The sequence below is a fragment of the Morganella sp. HMSC11D09 genome (assembly GCF_001807955.1).
GTDB lineage: Bacteria > Pseudomonadota > Gammaproteobacteria > Enterobacterales > Enterobacteriaceae > Morganella > Morganella morganii.
In genome coordinates this window covers 122,461-138,329 of the sequence record NZ_KV791662.1, presented here as the reverse complement: position 1 = coordinate 138,329, position 15,869 = coordinate 122,461, and the positions used below count along the sequence as shown (strand labels likewise).

At 52.4% G+C, this 15,869-nt stretch carries 14 protein-coding genes; 7 read left to right on the top strand and 7 right to left on the bottom strand.

Annotated features, from left to right (window positions below; all coding sequences use genetic code 11):
- Positions 1-47: 47 nt before the first annotated feature.
- Positions 48-500, bottom strand: coding sequence for a dihydroneopterin triphosphate diphosphatase (gene nudB / locus HMPREF3119_RS04685; RefSeq protein ID WP_036407874.1), 453 nt, complete (start codon positions 498-500; stop codon positions 48-50).
- 5 nt (positions 501-505) lie between these two features.
- Positions 506-2,275 carry an aspartate--tRNA ligase gene (gene aspS / locus HMPREF3119_RS04680; protein WP_015422679.1) on the bottom strand — a complete coding sequence of 590 codons (1,770 nt, stop codon included), beginning with the start codon at positions 2,273-2,275 and terminating at the stop codon, positions 506-508.
- Positions 2,276-2,532: 257 nt separating this feature from the next.
- Between aspS and HMPREF3119_RS04675 the strand changes: the two genes are divergently transcribed.
- The 4 genes from HMPREF3119_RS04675 to HMPREF3119_RS04660 all read left to right on the top strand — a co-directional run bounded on the left by HMPREF3119_RS04675 (position 2,533) and on the right by HMPREF3119_RS04660 (position 7,060).
- The gene (locus tag HMPREF3119_RS04675; RefSeq protein WP_004239452.1) at positions 2,533-2,931 is read left to right on the top strand and encodes an MAPEG family protein; all 399 of its coding nucleotides are present in this window, start codon (positions 2,533-2,535) and stop codon (positions 2,929-2,931) included.
- An 84-nt stretch (positions 2,932-3,015) separates the two neighbouring features.
- Entirely contained in the window at positions 3,016-3,780 is a 765-nt protein-coding gene (cmoA, locus tag HMPREF3119_RS04670; protein WP_004237299.1) for a carboxy-S-adenosyl-L-methionine synthase CmoA, read from the top strand.
- Positions 3,773-4,747 (top strand): tRNA 5-methoxyuridine(34)/uridine 5-oxyacetic acid(34) synthase CmoB, encoded by a 975-nt coding sequence (gene cmoB, locus HMPREF3119_RS04665; protein WP_036417575.1) that lies wholly within the window; start codon positions 3,773-3,775, stop codon positions 4,745-4,747. Before cmoA ends, cmoB begins: the two co-directional genes overlap by 8 nt.
- A gap of 126 nt (positions 4,748-4,873) precedes the next feature.
- The gene (locus HMPREF3119_RS04660; RefSeq protein WP_070578675.1) at positions 4,874-7,060 is read left to right on the top strand and encodes a glycoside hydrolase; all 2,187 of its coding nucleotides are present in this window, start codon (positions 4,874-4,876) and stop codon (positions 7,058-7,060) included.
- 55 nt (positions 7,061-7,115) lie between these two features.
- On the opposite strand, the gene cutC is transcribed toward HMPREF3119_RS04660, so the two are convergent.
- Together cutC and HMPREF3119_RS04650 are read right to left on the bottom strand one after the other, a co-directional pair.
- Positions 7,116-7,868, bottom strand: coding sequence for a copper homeostasis protein CutC (cutC, locus tag HMPREF3119_RS04655; protein WP_004237303.1), 753 nt, complete (start codon positions 7,866-7,868; stop codon positions 7,116-7,118).
- Positions 7,869-8,029: 161 nt separating this feature from the next.
- Positions 8,030-8,584 (bottom strand): VOC family protein, encoded by a 555-nt coding sequence (locus tag HMPREF3119_RS04650; RefSeq protein ID WP_070578672.1) that lies wholly within the window; start codon positions 8,582-8,584, stop codon positions 8,030-8,032.
- Positions 8,585-8,752: 168 nt separating this feature from the next.
- Between HMPREF3119_RS04650 and argS the strand changes: the two genes are divergently transcribed.
- Positions 8,753-10,483, top strand: a complete 1,731-nt coding sequence (gene argS, locus HMPREF3119_RS04645; RefSeq protein ID WP_004239458.1) for an arginine--tRNA ligase — start codon at positions 8,753-8,755, stop codon at positions 10,481-10,483.
- Between the two features lie 73 nt (positions 10,484-10,556).
- Here the strand turns inward: argS and HMPREF3119_RS04640 are convergent, their stop codons facing one another.
- From HMPREF3119_RS04640 to rimJ, 3 genes are all read right to left on the bottom strand, one after another.
- On the bottom strand, positions 10,557-11,432 hold the full coding sequence (locus HMPREF3119_RS04640; RefSeq protein WP_049241733.1) for a leucine-rich repeat domain-containing protein: 876 nt from the start codon (positions 11,430-11,432) through the stop codon (positions 10,557-10,559).
- 69 nt (positions 11,433-11,501) lie between these two features.
- Positions 11,502-13,037 carry a murein biosynthesis integral membrane protein MurJ gene (gene murJ, locus HMPREF3119_RS04635; RefSeq protein ID WP_004237309.1) on the bottom strand — a complete coding sequence of 512 codons (1,536 nt, stop codon included), beginning with the start codon at positions 13,035-13,037 and terminating at the stop codon, positions 11,502-11,504.
- Positions 13,038-13,111: 74 nt separating this feature from the next.
- The gene (rimJ, locus tag HMPREF3119_RS04630; RefSeq protein ID WP_004239462.1) at positions 13,112-13,696 is read right to left on the bottom strand and encodes a ribosomal protein S5-alanine N-acetyltransferase; all 585 of its coding nucleotides are present in this window, start codon (positions 13,694-13,696) and stop codon (positions 13,112-13,114) included.
- A 167-nt stretch (positions 13,697-13,863) separates the two neighbouring features.
- Here rimJ and mdtH point away from each other — a divergent pair, with 167 nt between their 5' ends.
- Positions 13,864-15,063 carry a multidrug efflux MFS transporter MdtH gene (mdtH, locus tag HMPREF3119_RS04625; RefSeq protein WP_004237312.1) on the top strand — a complete coding sequence of 400 codons (1,200 nt, stop codon included), beginning with the start codon at positions 13,864-13,866 and terminating at the stop codon, positions 15,061-15,063.
- 64 nt (positions 15,064-15,127) lie between these two features.
- Positions 15,128-15,685 carry a lipoprotein gene (locus tag HMPREF3119_RS04620; RefSeq protein ID WP_032098255.1) on the top strand — a complete coding sequence of 186 codons (558 nt, stop codon included), beginning with the start codon at positions 15,128-15,130 and terminating at the stop codon, positions 15,683-15,685.
- Positions 15,686-15,869 lie beyond the last annotated feature (184 nt).

Genomic DNA, 15,869 nt, shown 5'->3' with positions numbered 1-15,869 from the left:
TAATCTCCAGATTAAGTCTTACGACGTTCATTCATTTAAATCCGCTGTCACTGCGGAAGAACACACTGACGAACGAATTCTTCAATTGCTTCCCCGTTACTGGGTGAGATAGTTTTCGCAGCGGCATCCGCTGCCGGTAACCACTCATACGCCAGATGCTCCGTTAAGGGAACCGCCTTCGGCGCGGGTAAGCATAACACAAACCAGTGTTCCGTATTGTGCGTCACGTCCGGTGCATACCGGTGACGGAAATGCGGAAAAATGGTATAGCGGACGGTGCGCTGACAATCCGTCAGCCGCAGTCCCTCCGCAAGGATATCAATACCGGTTTCTTCTTTTACTTCCCGCAATGCGGCATCGCGGGGAGTTTCTCCCGGTTCCAGACTGCCGGTGACGGACTGCCAGAAAGCAGGATCGTCACGGCGCTGTAACATCAGAACACGCCCCGTTTCCTGCTCACAGATAACCACCAGCACAGATTCAGGGCGTTTAAAAGCCATCAGATTCAGTCACTCTCTTTCTGAGTTACTGCAATCGCCAGCTCTTTCAGAGCATCGTCATTCGCGAAGCTCGGTGCATCTGTCATCAGACAGGCGGCAGCCGTGGTTTTCGGGAACGCGATAACGTCACGGATGTTTTCGGTACCGGTCAGCAGCATCACCAGACGGTCAAGACCAAAGGCCAGACCCGCATGCGGTGGTGTGCCGTATTGTAACGCATCGAGCAGGAAGCCGAATTTGCGGCGCTGTTCTTCCGGGGTGATCCCGAGGATGCCGAATACCGTCTGCTGCATTTCGTTACGGTGGATACGGACAGAGCCGCCGCCCACTTCGTAGCCGTTGATAACCATATCGTAGGCATTGGCGATCGCGTCTTCCGGCGCATTTTTCAGCTCTTCCGGTGACATATCACGCGGCGAGGTGAACGGATGGTGCATCGCGGTCAGACCGCCTTCACCGTCGTCTTCAAACATCGGGAAGTCGATCACCCACAGCGGACGCCAACTGTTCAGGTCGGTCAGGTTCAGGTCACGGCCGGTTTTCAGACGCAGCGCGCCCATTGCATCGGTTACGGTGCCTTTCGCGCCCGCGCCGAAGAAAATAATGTCGCCGGTCTGTGCGTCAGTGCGCTCCAGAATGGCTTCAACGGTTTCTGCGGTCAGGAATTTGGCGACAGGAGACTGAACACCCTCAATACCGGCAGAGCGGTCGTTCACTTTCATCCATGCCAGGCCTTTCGCGCCGTAGATGCCGACAAATTTGCCGTATTCATCAATCTGTTTACGGGTCATTTCCGCGCCGCCGGTGACACACAGTGCCACAACACGGCCTTTCGGATCATTTGCCGCATCAGCAAATACAGAGAACTCAGAATCTTTCACCAGGTCGGCGATATCTGTCAGTTCCAGCGGGTTACGTAAATCCGGTTTATCAGAACCGAAGCGGCGCATTGCTTCCGCAAATGTCATCACCGGGAAATCACCCAGTTCAACATTGATGATTTCATTCCACAGTGAGCGGATCATACGCTCCATGGTCGCACGGACCTGGTCCGCAGTCATGAAAGAGGTTTCCACATCGATCTGAGTGAATTCCGGCTGACGGTCAGCACGTAAATCTTCATCACGGAAACATTTGACAATCTGATAGTAACGGTCAAAACCGGACATCATCAGAAGCTGTTTGAACAGCTGCGGAGACTGCGGCAGTGCGTAGAATTTGCCTTTGTGGACACGGCTCGGCACCAGGTAATCACGGGCACCTTCCGGTGTGGCTTTGGTCAGCATCGGGGTTTCGATATCGAGGAACCCTTCGGTATCCATAAAGCGGCGGACAAAACCGGTGATGCGTGCGCGGGTTTTCAGGCGGTTCGCCATTTCGCTGCGGCGCAGGTCGAGATAGCGGTATTTCAGACGCATCTCTTCGGTGTTTTCGTGGTTGCTGTCGAGCGGTAACGGCTCGGAGCGGTTAAAAATGGTCAGGCCATCTGCATGCACTTCCACACTGCCGGTCGCCATCTCTTTATTAATTTGATTTTCAGGTCGCGCGCGGACAGTTCCGGTAATCTGAATACAGAATTCATTCCGTAATTCAGAGGCTTTGGCAAATGCTTCTTTTTGGTCGGGATCGAAGAAAACCTGAACGATGCCTTCACGGTCACGCATATCGATAAAAATCAAACCCCCGAGATCACGACGACGGTTTACCCAACCACTAAGGGTTACTTTTTGATCGATGTGAGCACTGTTGAGCTGCCCACAATAATTAGTACGCATACGATATCCTTTTGTCCGCTATTGTGCGTTTCTGCAAAATTTTGGCATGGTTCTTTATGAAGAAATGTCAAAAAGGCGATCATTATAGTGGAAAATTCCTGATGAGATAAGTGCAAACAGCACATCTGCCGCAGAGAATTTAGCCACTAATTGATAATTTTCAAATAATTCAGTATGCATTAATATTAAGGATTGTGTTACCCGCTGCTTTGAGGTTTATCATTCTTTTGCTGTTTCAATTGGCCATGGAGTAAAAAATGGTTAGTTCCCTTTATATTGTACTGGGTGCGCTGTTAATCATTAAACTGTCACTCGATGTGATTAAACTGCGGACACTTTACCGCGTCGCTTATGGTGACGGCGGATTTTACGAGTTACAGACGGCGATTCGTGTGCAGGGCAATGCGGTTGAGTATATCCCTGTTGCACTCCTGCTGTTACTGGTGATGGAGCAAAACGGCGCCCAGGTGTGGATGGTCCATGTCTGCGGGGTTATTCTGATTGCCGGCCGGCTGTTTCACTCTTACGGATTAAAACACCGCGAGAACCGCTGGCGGCGTACCGGGATGGCGGCCACCTTCACCGCCATGATCCTGATGGTGCTGGCGAATATCTGGTATCTGCCGTGGCAGCAGATTTTTTCGCCGTACATGTAACCGCTCACGCCGGGACATAACACTTTCTGCGCCGGGTCACCTCTGTTAGAATGCGCGCATCTTTTTGTATTGCAGATCTGTGTTATGTCCAAAGAAATTCCGAATCCGCCGCAGGATACTCTGTTCGCGGCACCGATTGCCCGTCTTGGTGACTGGACGTTTGATGAGAAAGTCGCGGATGTGTTTCCCGATATGATCAAACGCTCAATTCCGGGCTACTCCAATATTATTGCCATGATTGGCATGCTGGCCGGCCGTTTTGTCACGCCCGGCAGTCAGGTTTATGATCTCGGCTGTTCCCGCGCTGCCGCCACCCTGTCTATCCGCCCGAATATCGCGGATAAACCCGGCTGCCGGATCATCGCCGTGGATAATTCCGCGCCGATGGTGGAACACGCCCGCCGCCATGTGGAAAGTTATAAATCCCCGGTACCGGTTGAAGTAACCGAAGGCGATATCCGCCATATTGCGATTGAGAATGCCTCAATGGTGGTTCTCAATTTTACCCTGCAATTCCTGGCACCGGATGACCGCGCCGCACTGCTGAAAAAAATCTATCAGGGCCTGCTGCCGGGCGGCGTGCTGGTGTTATCGGAAAAATTCAGTTTTGAGGATGAGCAGATCGGCGATTTGCTGTTCAGCATGCACCACGATTTCAAACGTGCCAACGGCTACAGTGAGCTGGAAATCAGCCAGAAACGCACCATGCTGGAAGATGTCATGCTGACCGACAGTGTGGAAACCCACAAATCACGGCTGAAAGCGGCCGGTTTTGAACATTGTGAAGTCTGGTTCCAGTGCTTTAACTTCGGGTCATTACTGGCAGTGAAAGAGAATAACCATGATTGATTTCGGCAATTTTTATCAGTTAATTGCAAAAAATGAGCGCCTGAGCCACTGGCTGGAAACACTGCCCGCGCAGATTGCGAAATGGAATAAAGAGTCCCTGCACGGCTACTATCCTGGCTGGGTAAAAACCATTGAAAATCTGCCGGACATGACTCCGGACATTCTCGATCTGAAAACCGGGGTTACTGCACAGCGCACACAGCCGCTGACCGACGGGGAAACCCGCCGTATCAATAACATTCTGCGCAACCTGATGCCGTGGCGTAAAGGCCCGTTCTCGCTCTACGGTGTGGAGATTGATACCGAATGGCGTTCTGATCTGAAATGGGATCGCGTTCTGCCGCATCTGTCCCCGCTTGCCGGGCGCACCATTCTGGATGTCGGCTGCGGCAGCGGTTATCACATGTGGCGCATGGCAGGTGAAGGCGCGGAACTGGTGATCGGTGTGGATCCGACTCAGCTTTTCCTCTGCCAGTTTGAAGCCGTGCGCAAGCTGCTCGGCAATGACCAGCGCGTGCATCTGCTGCCGCTGGGTATTCAGGAACTGCCTGCACTTCAGGCTTTTGATACCGTGTTCTCCATGGGTGTGCTTTATCACCGCCGCTCCCCGCTCGACCACCTCTGGCAGCTGAAAGATCAGCTGGTGTCCGGCGGCGAACTGGTACTGGAAAGTATTGTTGTTGAGGGTGATGAACATCAGTGTCTGATCCCGGGTGAACGCTACGCGCAGATGAGCAACGTCTACTTTATTCCGTCAGCCAAAATGCTGGCTGTCTGGCTGGAAAAATGCGGCTTCATCAATATCAGGATCGTGGATGAGTCTGTCACCACCACGGATGAGCAGCGCCGTACGGAGTGGATGATCAATGAATCCCTCGCCGATTTCCTCAATCCTGACGACCCGTCACTGACGGTTGAAGGCTATCCGGCACCGCGCCGTGCGGTTCTGATCGCCGAAAAACCATAGCCATCAGTAATACGTATACACCCTGTTATTTGCAGGGTATATACCTCCGAAAAACTGACTGTTCTCTCCCCGGGGATTCAGCTACCCTGCCTGTCATATTATGACGAATAAAGGCCACTCCGGATCATGAAATATCGCCTGTCCGCACTGTATCTTCCGCTTCTGTTGTCTGCCTCTGCGGCCTCTGCCACTGTGTTAACGGATAATAATCATCAGGTTTTTATCGACCCGGAAACCCTGCACATAGCAGTGGCGGATACCACTGTCAGCCGGGGAACAGAAAAACAGCCGGTCAGTGATTTAACAGAATATCCCCGCCGTGTCAGCTGGTTCTGGCCGGACAGAGATATGAATGTCACCGCTGTCCTCAATGATACCGAGCTGACCCTGACATTCACCACCAATCAGCCGCAGAATTTTCAGTGGTTCACCCTGCCGGATAACACTGTTTCCGCCCTCTATATGCCGCTGGGCGAAGGACGTCATATTCCGCTGAATAATGAACAGTGGCGTCACTATATGGTTACTGAACAGGATAATATCGATACCAATCAGGATTTGCAGTTACCGCTCTGGAGTCAGCAGCAGGATCGGGTCTACAGCTGGGTGTTACTCAGCCCGTTCCATAACCGTCTGCACTTTGAGGAAAAACAGCAGCGCCTGCAGATGAGCGCGGTACATCAGTTTAACCGTTTTAATCAGCAGCAGCCGTTTACTGTTCTGCTTCACACCGGTGATACCCCTCTGGACGGCGCACTGCGCTACCGCCGCTGGTTACAGGATAATAAGCAGTTCACATCACTGGAAGAAAAATTCGCACAGATCCCGGACGGCAAAAAACTGATCGGTGCCACCCATATCTATTTATGGGGAAAAAGTATTATCGATCAGCAGGATATTACTGACTGGCCGGGACTGGTACGTTATCTGCAATCCCCCGCCGGTAACGGGTTATGGTCGGCAATGGAGCCTCAGAGCCGTGATGCTTTTGCTGCTCTGAACGGTAAAACACCGGAAAAATGGCAGCAGCCGTTTCTGGCCGATGCTCTCAACCAGGCACTGAAGAAAGTTACACCACTGAGCCGCACCCCGGATGACAGTGACTTTATGGCTGCGCAGAAAACACAGGCCCGGGCGATCCGTTCTGCCGTAAAACAGCAACTGAGTCCGTTCCTGGCACCGGAAGCCAACTGGGGTCAGGGGTTATCCCTTCCTCTTTTAACCGCACTGACCGGGGCAAAACTGGATAAGCTCTGGCTGGGCACCGATAACTGGACTGCTACCTGGTATCAGCCGCAGGCGGTCAGCTATGCCAAAGAGCACGGTTATCTTATCGCCAGCTATGATTCCTACGACACCGCCATCCCCTCGGGAAAAAATACGGAATGGCTGACGGCACAGATCCCGTCAGAATTACGCGAAAAATGCGCGATTGTGACCGGAACAGGCAGAAAACTGCCGGGATTCGGCGGGGATGGTTATTACCTGAATCCGGGCTGCATGCAGGATTTTTCAGAAACACGCATGACTGAACTGGTACAGCTGACCGGCATCAACAGTCTGTTTCTTGACGTGGACGGCACCGGCATGGTGTCTGATGATTATAATCCGGCGTCACCCACAAGTGCGGATGCTATGGCGGCAGCGAGAAATAACCGCTTACGGTCGGTGGCAGAAAACATCCGTATCCCGCTGGGTTCGGAAGACGGTAATGCCGTGACCGCGCAATATCTGATGTTTGCCCACGGTACCGAAACCCGCGGCTTCGGCTGGAGTGATGCGGATATTCACCGCAACAAACAGTCCCCTTACTACCTGGGTGCCTGGTGGCCGGAAAACGAACCAGCGATCTTTTTTACACCGGGGAAACTGAAAGATATCTACCTGACCACGGAATTTGATCCGCGCTGGCGGCTGCCGCTGTATCAGGCTGTATTTCATGATGCGGTGATCACCACGCATCACTGGACGCTGGATAACCTGAAATTCCCGGAGGTTACCACCACACGGGAACTGCTGAGCCAGTTGTATAACACGCCGCCGCTCTATAACCTCAGCCGTAATACGGTACAGAAGCGTCTTCCTGCGATGATAAAGTCGGACAGTATTTTCCGCCCGCTGCATCAGCAGTTATGGAATAAAGCCCTGACCGGCTTCCGCTGGCTGGACAGTGACGGCCTGGTACAACAGACACAGTTCAGTGATGGCTCTGTCATCACCGTGAATTTTGCTGACCATGCCATTGCCGGTTATCCGCCGCGCTCACTCAGTGCGATACCGGCAGAGGGAAAGCCCGTTAACGCCGCCTTCTGACAGCAAAACGCCCTCAGTATGAGGGCGTTTTTGATGTAACCGGAAATGAACCGGATCAGTGCACGACCATACTGTGCAGATCCAGAACCCCTTTCATCGCCTCGACGGTGTCCCCGTCCACACAGGTATGGGAAAACTCATCAGCTTCGCTGTCACTGCCCATCGCCACACCGACTTTGCGGTAGCGCATAGTGGACGGCTTGGTTTTGGATGCTGAACTGTGCACTTCCTGAAGGCCGATATCAAGGAACTTCTGAATATTCGCCAGCCGCACACCGGCACCGGCCATAATCACCGGCCCTCTGCTGGCTTCCTGTAACTCTTTGAGCAGAGGTAATCCCAGCTCCGCACTCAGCTGCTGGCCGGATGTCAGAATACGGCTCACACCCAGGTCGGTCAGCTGCTGTAATGCCAGCATCGGATTCGCACACATATCAAAGGCTCTGTGGAAAGTGACTGCCATGTCGCCCGACAATTTACACAGCATCTTCATCCGCGGCAGATCAACATGCCCGTCCTCATCCAGAATACCGGTGACCACCCCGGGAAAACCCAGGTCGCGGATTTTGGCGATATCATTCTTCATAACCGCAAATTCCGAGGCTGTATAGCAAAAGTCACCGCTGCGCGGACGGAGGATCGGGTGAACCGGGATCCGCAACCGGTCGATAGTCTGTTTCAGCATGCCCCAGCTCGGGGTCAGCCCGCCCTCTGACGGCGCGGCACACAGTTCAATCCGGTCAGCGCCGGCTTTTTCCGCAGTGAGGGCACATTCCACGCTGTAACAACAAATTTCCAGTTTCGCCATTGATTAGCCTCATCACTTAATTTCGCAGGTAAATATCTCTCGTAAACGATTCAGTCATCCTGATATACACTATTACATGTAATTTAGATTAATGAATTGTTAAATATCACAAGATGCGAAATATCCGGCCGATTCGCACAGGGAAATGTCAGAATTGCAGGTTACCGCTCACTTTCGACAATCTCCTGCAATGTAAACGGATGAAACTTAATGGTGATATTTTCCCGGATGACAGCCAGTGTCGGGTTCGGCAACCGCTCCTGCTCGCCGCGCGGATGGCTGGCTTTTGTCACTACCCCGGCCGGTAATGGTGACGGCAGCAGTGCGGCAGCCCGCTCTGTCAGGGTCTGCGGGTCACCCGGTAACACCAGTTCGATATGTTCCCAGCCCTGGTGTGCATACTGTTTATCTTTCGGGAACGGCAGTTCCACCACCGGAATCTGCCAGTGCAGCAGTGTCAGCGGCTCATACAGTAAAAAAAGATAAATCGGGCGGCCGTTAATCTGATTATCCGATAACACGGTGCCGCATTCGCGGAATCCGGCCAGCCACTGTTCCGCCAGTGCCGTATCGTGAGCCCGCAGTGAGATGTGATCTGCCTGATAATGCGTGAGATCAAGCTGCAAATCCGCCGCAAACTGCTGTATTTTTCCGGCAAACACCGGCAGCTCTGCCATCAGACCGGCAAGGGATGCTGTCTGTACGCTGTTTTTCATTATGATCCCCTGTGAGAATTCATCCGCAAAGGCGCAGATAGTAGCATGAGACCCTGTTTTTGTGGTATAAAACCAGCCAAATTTCACGACAACATCCCGCCCGGACGAGCCCGCTCCTCCGCCGCTGTTTCCGGGGTGTCATTTTGTTCTTTAAATTAAGGTAAACCGGTGAATATTCAGGCAATTCTTTCAGATAAGATCCAACAGGCTCTTATCAGCGCAGGGGCACCACTTGATTGTGATGCTATCGTTAAGCAGTCCGCCAAAGCGCAGTTTGGTGATTACCAGGCCAATGGTGTGATGGCTGCCGCGAAAAAAATGGGTATGCCGCCCCGACAGCTCGCTGAGAAAGTGATTGAACTGCTGGATCTCGACGGAATTGCGGAAAAAACGGAAATCGCCGGTCCCGGTTTTATCAATATTTTCCTCTCCCCTGACTGGCTGACCACTCAGCTGGAAACCGCGCTGGCTGATGACAAACTGGGCCTGACCCCGGTTGAACCGATGACCATCGCCATCGACTACTCTGCTCCGAACGTAGCCAAACAGATGCACGTCGGTCATCTGCGCTCCACCATCATCGGTGATGCGGCAGCACGTACCCAGGAGTATCTGGGCCATAAAGTGATCCGCTGTAACCACGTCGGTGACTGGGGAACACAGTTCGGCATGCTTATCGCGTATCTTGAAAAAATGCAGAATGAAGATGCCGGCGATATGGCACTGGCCGACCTGGAAGCCTTCTATCGCGAAGCGAAAAAGCATTACGACGAAGACGAAGTATTTGCTGAGCGCGCGCGCGGCTATGTGGTCAAATTACAGGGTGGTGATGAATACTGCCGCACCATGTGGCGTAAGCTGGTGGATATCACCATGCAGCAGAACCAGGAAACCTATAACCGTCTGAATGTCACCCTGACCGAAGATGATGTCATGGGTGAAAGCCTGTACAACGACATGCTGCCGGGCATTGTCAGTGACCTGCTGAACCGCCGTATCGCCGAAGAGAGCGAAGGCGCGATTGTCGTCTATCTTGATGAATTCAAAAATAAAGAAGGCGAACCGATGGGGGTTATTATCCGCAAAAAAGATGGCGGATATCTCTACACCACCACCGATATCGCCTGTGCAAAGTACCGTCATGACGTACTGCATGCCGACCGCGTCCTTTATTACATTGATTCCCGCCAGCACCAGCATCTGATGCAGGCGTGGACCATCGTCCGCAAAGCCGGGTATATCCCGGAGAGCATGACACTGGAACACCATATGTTCGGTATGATGCTCGGCAAAGACGGCAAACCGTTCAAAACCCGCGCAGGCGGCACTATCCGCCTGTCCGATCTGCTGGATGAAGCTGTTGAACGCGCGGAGAAACTGATCCGTGAGAAAAACAGCGATATGCCGGAAGATGAGCTGAAACAGCTGGCGGAAGTTGTCGGTATCGGCGCGGTGAAATACGCGGATCTGTCAAAAAGCCGTACCACCGACTATATCTTCGACTGGGACAACATGCTGGCCTTTGAAGGTAACACCGCACCGTATATGCAGTATGCCTATACCCGTGTGGCATCCGTCTTCAAACGTGCGGATATTGATGCGGACAGCCTGACACAACCTATTATCCTGACTGACGACCGCGAGCGCCAGTTAGCAGCCCGTCTGTTACAGTTTGAGGAAACCATTACTGCTGTTGCCCGTGAAGGTTTGCCGCATATGATGTGCAGCTACCTGTATGATCTGGCAGGTCTGTTCTCGGGTTTCTACGAACATTGCCCGATTCTGGCAGCGGAAAGCGAAGAGCTGCGCCAGAGCCGTCTGAAACTGGCGCTGCTGACACAGAAAACCCTGAAAGCCGGTCTGGATACCCTGGGTATCGGTACTGTCGAGAAGATGTAATCCCGGCATTACCGGTGATTATTTCTGCAAAAAAGGAACCTGACGGTTCCTTTTTTATTATCTTCTGGATCTGTTACAGCAATACCCGGCACCCTGCTGCCTGTAATTTTTTTGTCACCGGCGGAATGACGGAGAAATTATTCCAGCGCAGGTCCAGTTTGCGCAGCTGTGTTAATGCTGCCAGGCTATCCGGCAGCGTACTCAGCTGATTCGCACGTAAATCCAGATATAACAGGGATGATAATTCACCGGTGTTTTCCGGCAGGGCTTTCAGGGCATTGAAACGCAGATTCAGTGTATTGAGTTGTTGTAACCGGCTTATTTCCGGCGAAATAAACGCCACCCGGTTATTATTCAGATCAAGAATTTCCAGCGCTGCCACAGCTGCAATCTCATCCGGAACCGCGGTTATTTTATTATTCATCAGATGCATTTCGCGGGTATTTTTCAACCCGCTGACAGCAGAAGACAGTTCCGTTATCCGGTTATTATAAAGACGGATTTCTTCCATTTTTTCCATTTCAGAAAACCATGCCGGTATTGCTGTCAGTTGATTATCCGTTGCATTAAAATAACGCAGATTTTTCAGTCCGGAAAATGACGACGGTAAGCTGCTGTATCCGTTTTCACTGAGATAAAGATATTGCAGCTGATGTAATTCACCTATTTCCGGCGGAACATCCGCGATACAATTATGTCCCAGATCCAGCATTTCACAGGCAGTCAGCTGTGCAATATCCGGCGGAATATAAGCCAGCTGATTACAGGAGAGATTCAGTACCCGTAATGACGTACAGTGACGCAGTGCAGCCGGATATTCAGAGAGCTGATTGTTATAGGCACTGATAACCTGCCGGGTATACGGCGGCGTGATAAACGCATCAATTGACGTATACCCGCCGTTATCCAGGTTCAGTTCAGCATCAGAAACAGTGTGTTGGTGCAGCATAGAAACGCTCCGGCATCCGCGATTCCGCAGGGCTTGTTATCAGCCCCGTCAGAATAAGATAAAAACAGTTTATAAGCTGCGCTGTGCAAAGTCCCGCAGGCGGAAACCAAGCGCATACAGTGCGGCAAAATAGGCACCGGCACCGGCAATCACCACACCCATCAGGCGCAGCATACGCATCAGCATATTGCCCTGTGACCATTCCGGCATCAGATACATCATACCCACCAGTACCGCGGCCATAAACAGCATTGCGATCACCAGTTTGAGGAAAAATTTTCCCCAGCCCGGCAGCGGTGTGAAGATATTCTGTTTGCGCAGTTGCCAGTACAGCAGTGAGGCGTTGAAACAGGCCGCAATACCAATCGACAGCGCCAGACCGGCATGTTTAAACGGCCCGATAAAGGCCAGGTTCATCAGCTGTGTCAGGATCAGTGTGGCAATCGCGATTTTAACAGGTGTTTTGATGTTCTGGCGGGAATAGAATCCCGGTGCCAGTACTTTAATCACAATCATCCCCATCAGACCGACGCAGTAGGCAATCAGCGCCTGTTGTGTCATCAGGGCATCAAAGGCAGTGAAGTTTTTGTACTGGAACAGGCTGACCGTCAGTGCTTCCGCCAGAATCGCGAGCGCCACCGCACACGGCAGAGCCAGCAGGAAACAGAGGCGTAATCCCCAGTCCATCAGTTTGCGGTATTCGGTGGCATCCCCTTTGGAGAAGCTTTTTGCCAGTGACGGCAGCAGAATCGTCCCCAGTGCCACCCCGAGCACACCGGACGGCAGTTCCATCAGACGGTCGGCGTAATACATCCAGGAGACCGAGCCGGACACCAGGAATGAGGCAAAAATGGTGTTGATAATCAGTGAAATCTGGCTGACCGATACCCCGAGGATCGCCGGCCCCATCAGTTTCATTACCCGCCAGACACCGCTGTTACGGAAAGAGACTCTCGGCAGCACCAGCATGCCGATTTTTTTCAGGTGCGGGAGCTGATAGGCAATCTGTAATACCCCCCCTGCCAGCACAGCCCACGCCAGCGCCATAATCGGCGGATCAAAATACGGGGCGGCAAACAGCGCAAAGCCAATCATACTGACATTCAGCAGAGTCGGTGCAAACGCCGGGACGGAAAAACGGTTCCAGGTATTGAGGATCCCCCCCGCCAGTGAAGCGATGGAGATCAGAAAGATATACGGAAAGGTGACTTTCAGCAGATTGGCGGTCAGCGTAAATTTATCCGGGTCATCAGTAAAACCCGGCGCGGTGACATAGATAATCCACGGCGCGGCCAGCATTCCGAGCACGGTGACCACCGCCAGAATCAGTGTCAGCATCCCGGAGACATAGGCGATAAAGGTGCGGGTCGCTTCCTCGCCCTGCTGAGTTTTATATTCCGATAAAATCGGCACAAAGGCCTGGGAAAATGCCCCTTCGGCAAAAATACGCCGCAGCAGATTCGGCAGTTTAAAGGCGACAAAGAAGGCATCGGCAGCCATCGATGCCCCGAAAATCCGGGCGATAATGGCATCACGGATAAAGCCGAGTACACGCGAGAACATCGTCATCGAGCTGACGGCGGCGAGAGATTTCAATAAATTCATGCTGAGTGTGCTGGTCAGATAACAAAGGCGGAAATAGTATCACGATAACGCGGGCGGAACAGAAAAACCCGCCGTTATCGTGGTTTAACCCAGTCCGGGGTGGTCAGTGCGGTCAGAACATGGTCACGCCACCGGCCGTTAATCATCAGATAATCTTTTGCGTAGCCCTCTTTTTCAAACCCGAGCCGGGCAAGGAGTTGTCCGCTGCGCTGATTATGCGGCATATAGTTTGCCATAATGCGGTGCATGCCCTGCTGACGCTGCATATAGCGCAGTGTCGGCTCCAGGGCTTCCTGCATATAATGCTGCCCCTGCCATTTTTCTCCCAGTGAATAACCGAGAAAACAGGCGTAAAACACGCCGCGGATGACATTACTGTAGTTCGCCACCCCCATCACCTCATTTTCAGCCTGATCCAGCAGCAGAAAATGGAAAGCGGTGCCCTGACGGTGCATATCCGTCATCAGCTGCAGGCGCGATGACCAGCCGGAAGGATGATAGTGGCTGCGGTCGCGGAGAGGCTCCCAGGGTTTCAGAAATGCTTCGTTTTCACAGTAATATTCACTGATGCGGTACGCGTCCCGCTCGTGCGCCAGCCGGACCACCATTCTGTCCGTGTTAAAACGCAGCTGCGGCGTATTCGCGCGGTAGCCGAACAACATAATTCCTCTCTCAGAAGGCCGTAGTCAGGGTGTGTTTAACCACGTTCCGTCGATAAAAAAATATCATCCTGAATTCTCTGTTATCAGACGCTGAATAAGCAGAGAATAGAAGGTGTAATCATCTCCCTTTTTTCTATTCCTTTCAATATTTAATGTGGTGCTGAATGTCACTTGTCAGACAAGCCCGGACGCTGGGTAAGTACTGGTTGCTGGTGGATAACCTGCTGGTTGTTCTCGGCTTCTTTGTGGTCTTCCCGCTGATCTCCATCCGTTTTGTTGAACAACTCGGCTGGGCGGGGATTGTGGTCGGGTTTGCCCTGGGGCTGCGCCAGCTTGTCCAGCAGGGGCTGGGGATATTCGGCGGTGCGATTGCTGACCGCTTCGGTGCCAAGCCGATGATCGTCATCGGTATGTTTCTCCGTGCAGGCGGTTTTGCCCTGATGGCCATGGCGGATGAGCCGTGGATCCTCTGGCTCTCCTGTATTCTCTCGGCTATCGGCGGCACCCTGTTTGACCCGCCGCGCACTGCGCTGGTAATCAAACTGACCCGCCCGTATGAACGCGGCCGTTTCTATTCCCTGCTGCTGATGCAGGACAGCGCCGGGGCGGTACTCGGGGCACTGCTCGGCAGCTGGCTGCTTATCTATGACTTTCATCTGGTCTGCTGGGTGGGCGCGGCAATCTTTATTATCACCGCCCTGTGTAATGCCTGGCTGCTGCCCGCTTACCGCATTTCCACCACCCGCACCCCGGTCAAAGAGGGGCTGACCCGCGTACTGAGTGACAAACGCTTCTCCCGCTATGTGCTGACACTGACCGGTTACTTTATCCTCTCCGTGCAGGTGATGCTGATGTTCCCGATCATCGTCAACGAACTGGCGGGCACACCGGCGGCGGTAAAATGGATGTATGCCATTGAGGCTGCATTATCACTGACTCTGCTCTATCCGCTGGCCCGCTGGAGTGAAAAACACTTCCGGCTGGAAACCCGTCTGATGGCCGGTTTATTCCTGATGAGCCTGAGTATGTTCCCGGTCGCACTGACTCATTCACTGCATGTATTATTCGCGATTATCTGTTTGTTCTATTTAGGTTCGGTGATTGCCGAACCGGCACGGGAAACCCTCAGCGCGTCACTGGCGGATCCGCGCGCACGCGGCAGTTACATGGGCTTCAGCCGCCTGGGGCTGGCATTCGGCGGTGCCATCGGTTATACCGGCGGCGGCTGGCTGTATGATCTGGGTAAAGAAATGCAATTACCTGAACTTCCCTGGTTTTTACTCGGTACAATCGGGCTGATTACACTGATAGCACTTTACCGCCAGTTTAACCCGAAGAAGATAAGCCCTGCCGTATTAAATTGATCCGGATATTTGGGATTTGCCGCAGCACAGGTTAGTATCGGGTGGTATACAACAGGAGATACCGATGAGATTATTCCTTTTTACCGCGGCACTGGTCGCAGCAACAGTTTTAACCGGCTGCGATAAATTAACCGAAATCAGTGTCAGTGAAGAGACCATTAACAGTGCGGTGGCAGAGAATATCCATCTGAATAAACAGATTGGTATGGATGGTGTGGCAGATGCGGATTTTACCCTGGAAAAACTGCTCACCGAGATTGGCCGTGAAGAGCCCGGCAAAGTAAAACTGACGGCAATCGGCTCGCTGAAGCTGGTTTCGCTGTTTGGTTCACGGGATTTCACTATTTCAATGTCTCTCAGCGCCGCACCGTATTTCGATGCCACCAGCGGGTCAATCTATATGCGGGATGTTGAAATTACCAATTACACGCTGGATCCGGACAAATGGGATACCCTGATTTCCGCGCTGATCCCTTATCTCAATCATACACTGAGCACCTTTTTCAATATCACCCCGGTGTATGTTCTGAATGGCGATAATACAGCCGAAGCGGCTGCGAAGAAGTTTGCCAAGGGCATTGAAATCCGGCCGGGCCGGATCGTTATCCCGTTAACCGAATAATTTCGATTAAAAATTTTAATTGTGATAGTAAATTATTAATTCACTAAATTATGATACCGTTCCTTAACTATCCCGCTGGGAACGGTATCACCTTCCTGTTTTGCAGAAGAATATGACGAAAATTCAATGCATACGAAAAGATACCAGGTTATCCCATTCTGACGCATCTGCAGTACGCTTCCTG

What these genes read in the sequence shown, in the direction of transcription:
- HMPREF3119_RS04650 (WP_070578672.1), bottom strand. Translation starts at nt 8,584, where the DNA reads ATGAAAAACAGCGTACAGACAGCATCCCTTGCCGGTCTGATGGCAGAG.
- HMPREF3119_RS04620 (WP_032098255.1), top strand. Translation starts at nt 15,128, where the DNA reads ATGAGATTATTCCTTTTTACCGCGGCACTGGTCGCAGCAACAGTTTTA.
- HMPREF3119_RS04640 (WP_049241733.1), bottom strand. Translation starts at nt 11,432, where the DNA reads ATGCTGCACCAACACACTGTTTCTGATGCTGAACTGAACCTGGATAAC.
- cutC (WP_004237303.1), bottom strand. Translation starts at nt 7,868, where the DNA reads ATGGCGAAACTGGAAATTTGTTGTTACAGCGTGGAATGTGCCCTCACT.
- HMPREF3119_RS04660 (WP_070578675.1), top strand. Translation starts at nt 4,874, where the DNA reads ATGAAATATCGCCTGTCCGCACTGTATCTTCCGCTTCTGTTGTCTGCC.
- aspS (WP_015422679.1), bottom strand. Translation starts at nt 2,275, where the DNA reads ATGCGTACTAATTATTGTGGGCAGCTCAACAGTGCTCACATCGATCAA.
- nudB (WP_036407874.1), bottom strand. Translation starts at nt 500, where the DNA reads ATGGCTTTTAAACGCCCTGAATCTGTGCTGGTGGTTATCTGTGAGCAG.
- HMPREF3119_RS04675 (WP_004239452.1), top strand. Translation starts at nt 2,533, where the DNA reads ATGGTTAGTTCCCTTTATATTGTACTGGGTGCGCTGTTAATCATTAAA.
- cmoB (WP_036417575.1), top strand. Translation starts at nt 3,773, where the DNA reads ATGATTGATTTCGGCAATTTTTATCAGTTAATTGCAAAAAATGAGCGC.
- cmoA (WP_004237299.1), top strand. Translation starts at nt 3,016, where the DNA reads ATGTCCAAAGAAATTCCGAATCCGCCGCAGGATACTCTGTTCGCGGCA.
- mdtH (WP_004237312.1), top strand. Translation starts at nt 13,864, where the DNA reads ATGTCACTTGTCAGACAAGCCCGGACGCTGGGTAAGTACTGGTTGCTG.
- murJ (WP_004237309.1), bottom strand. Translation starts at nt 13,037, where the DNA reads ATGAATTTATTGAAATCTCTCGCCGCCGTCAGCTCGATGACGATGTTC.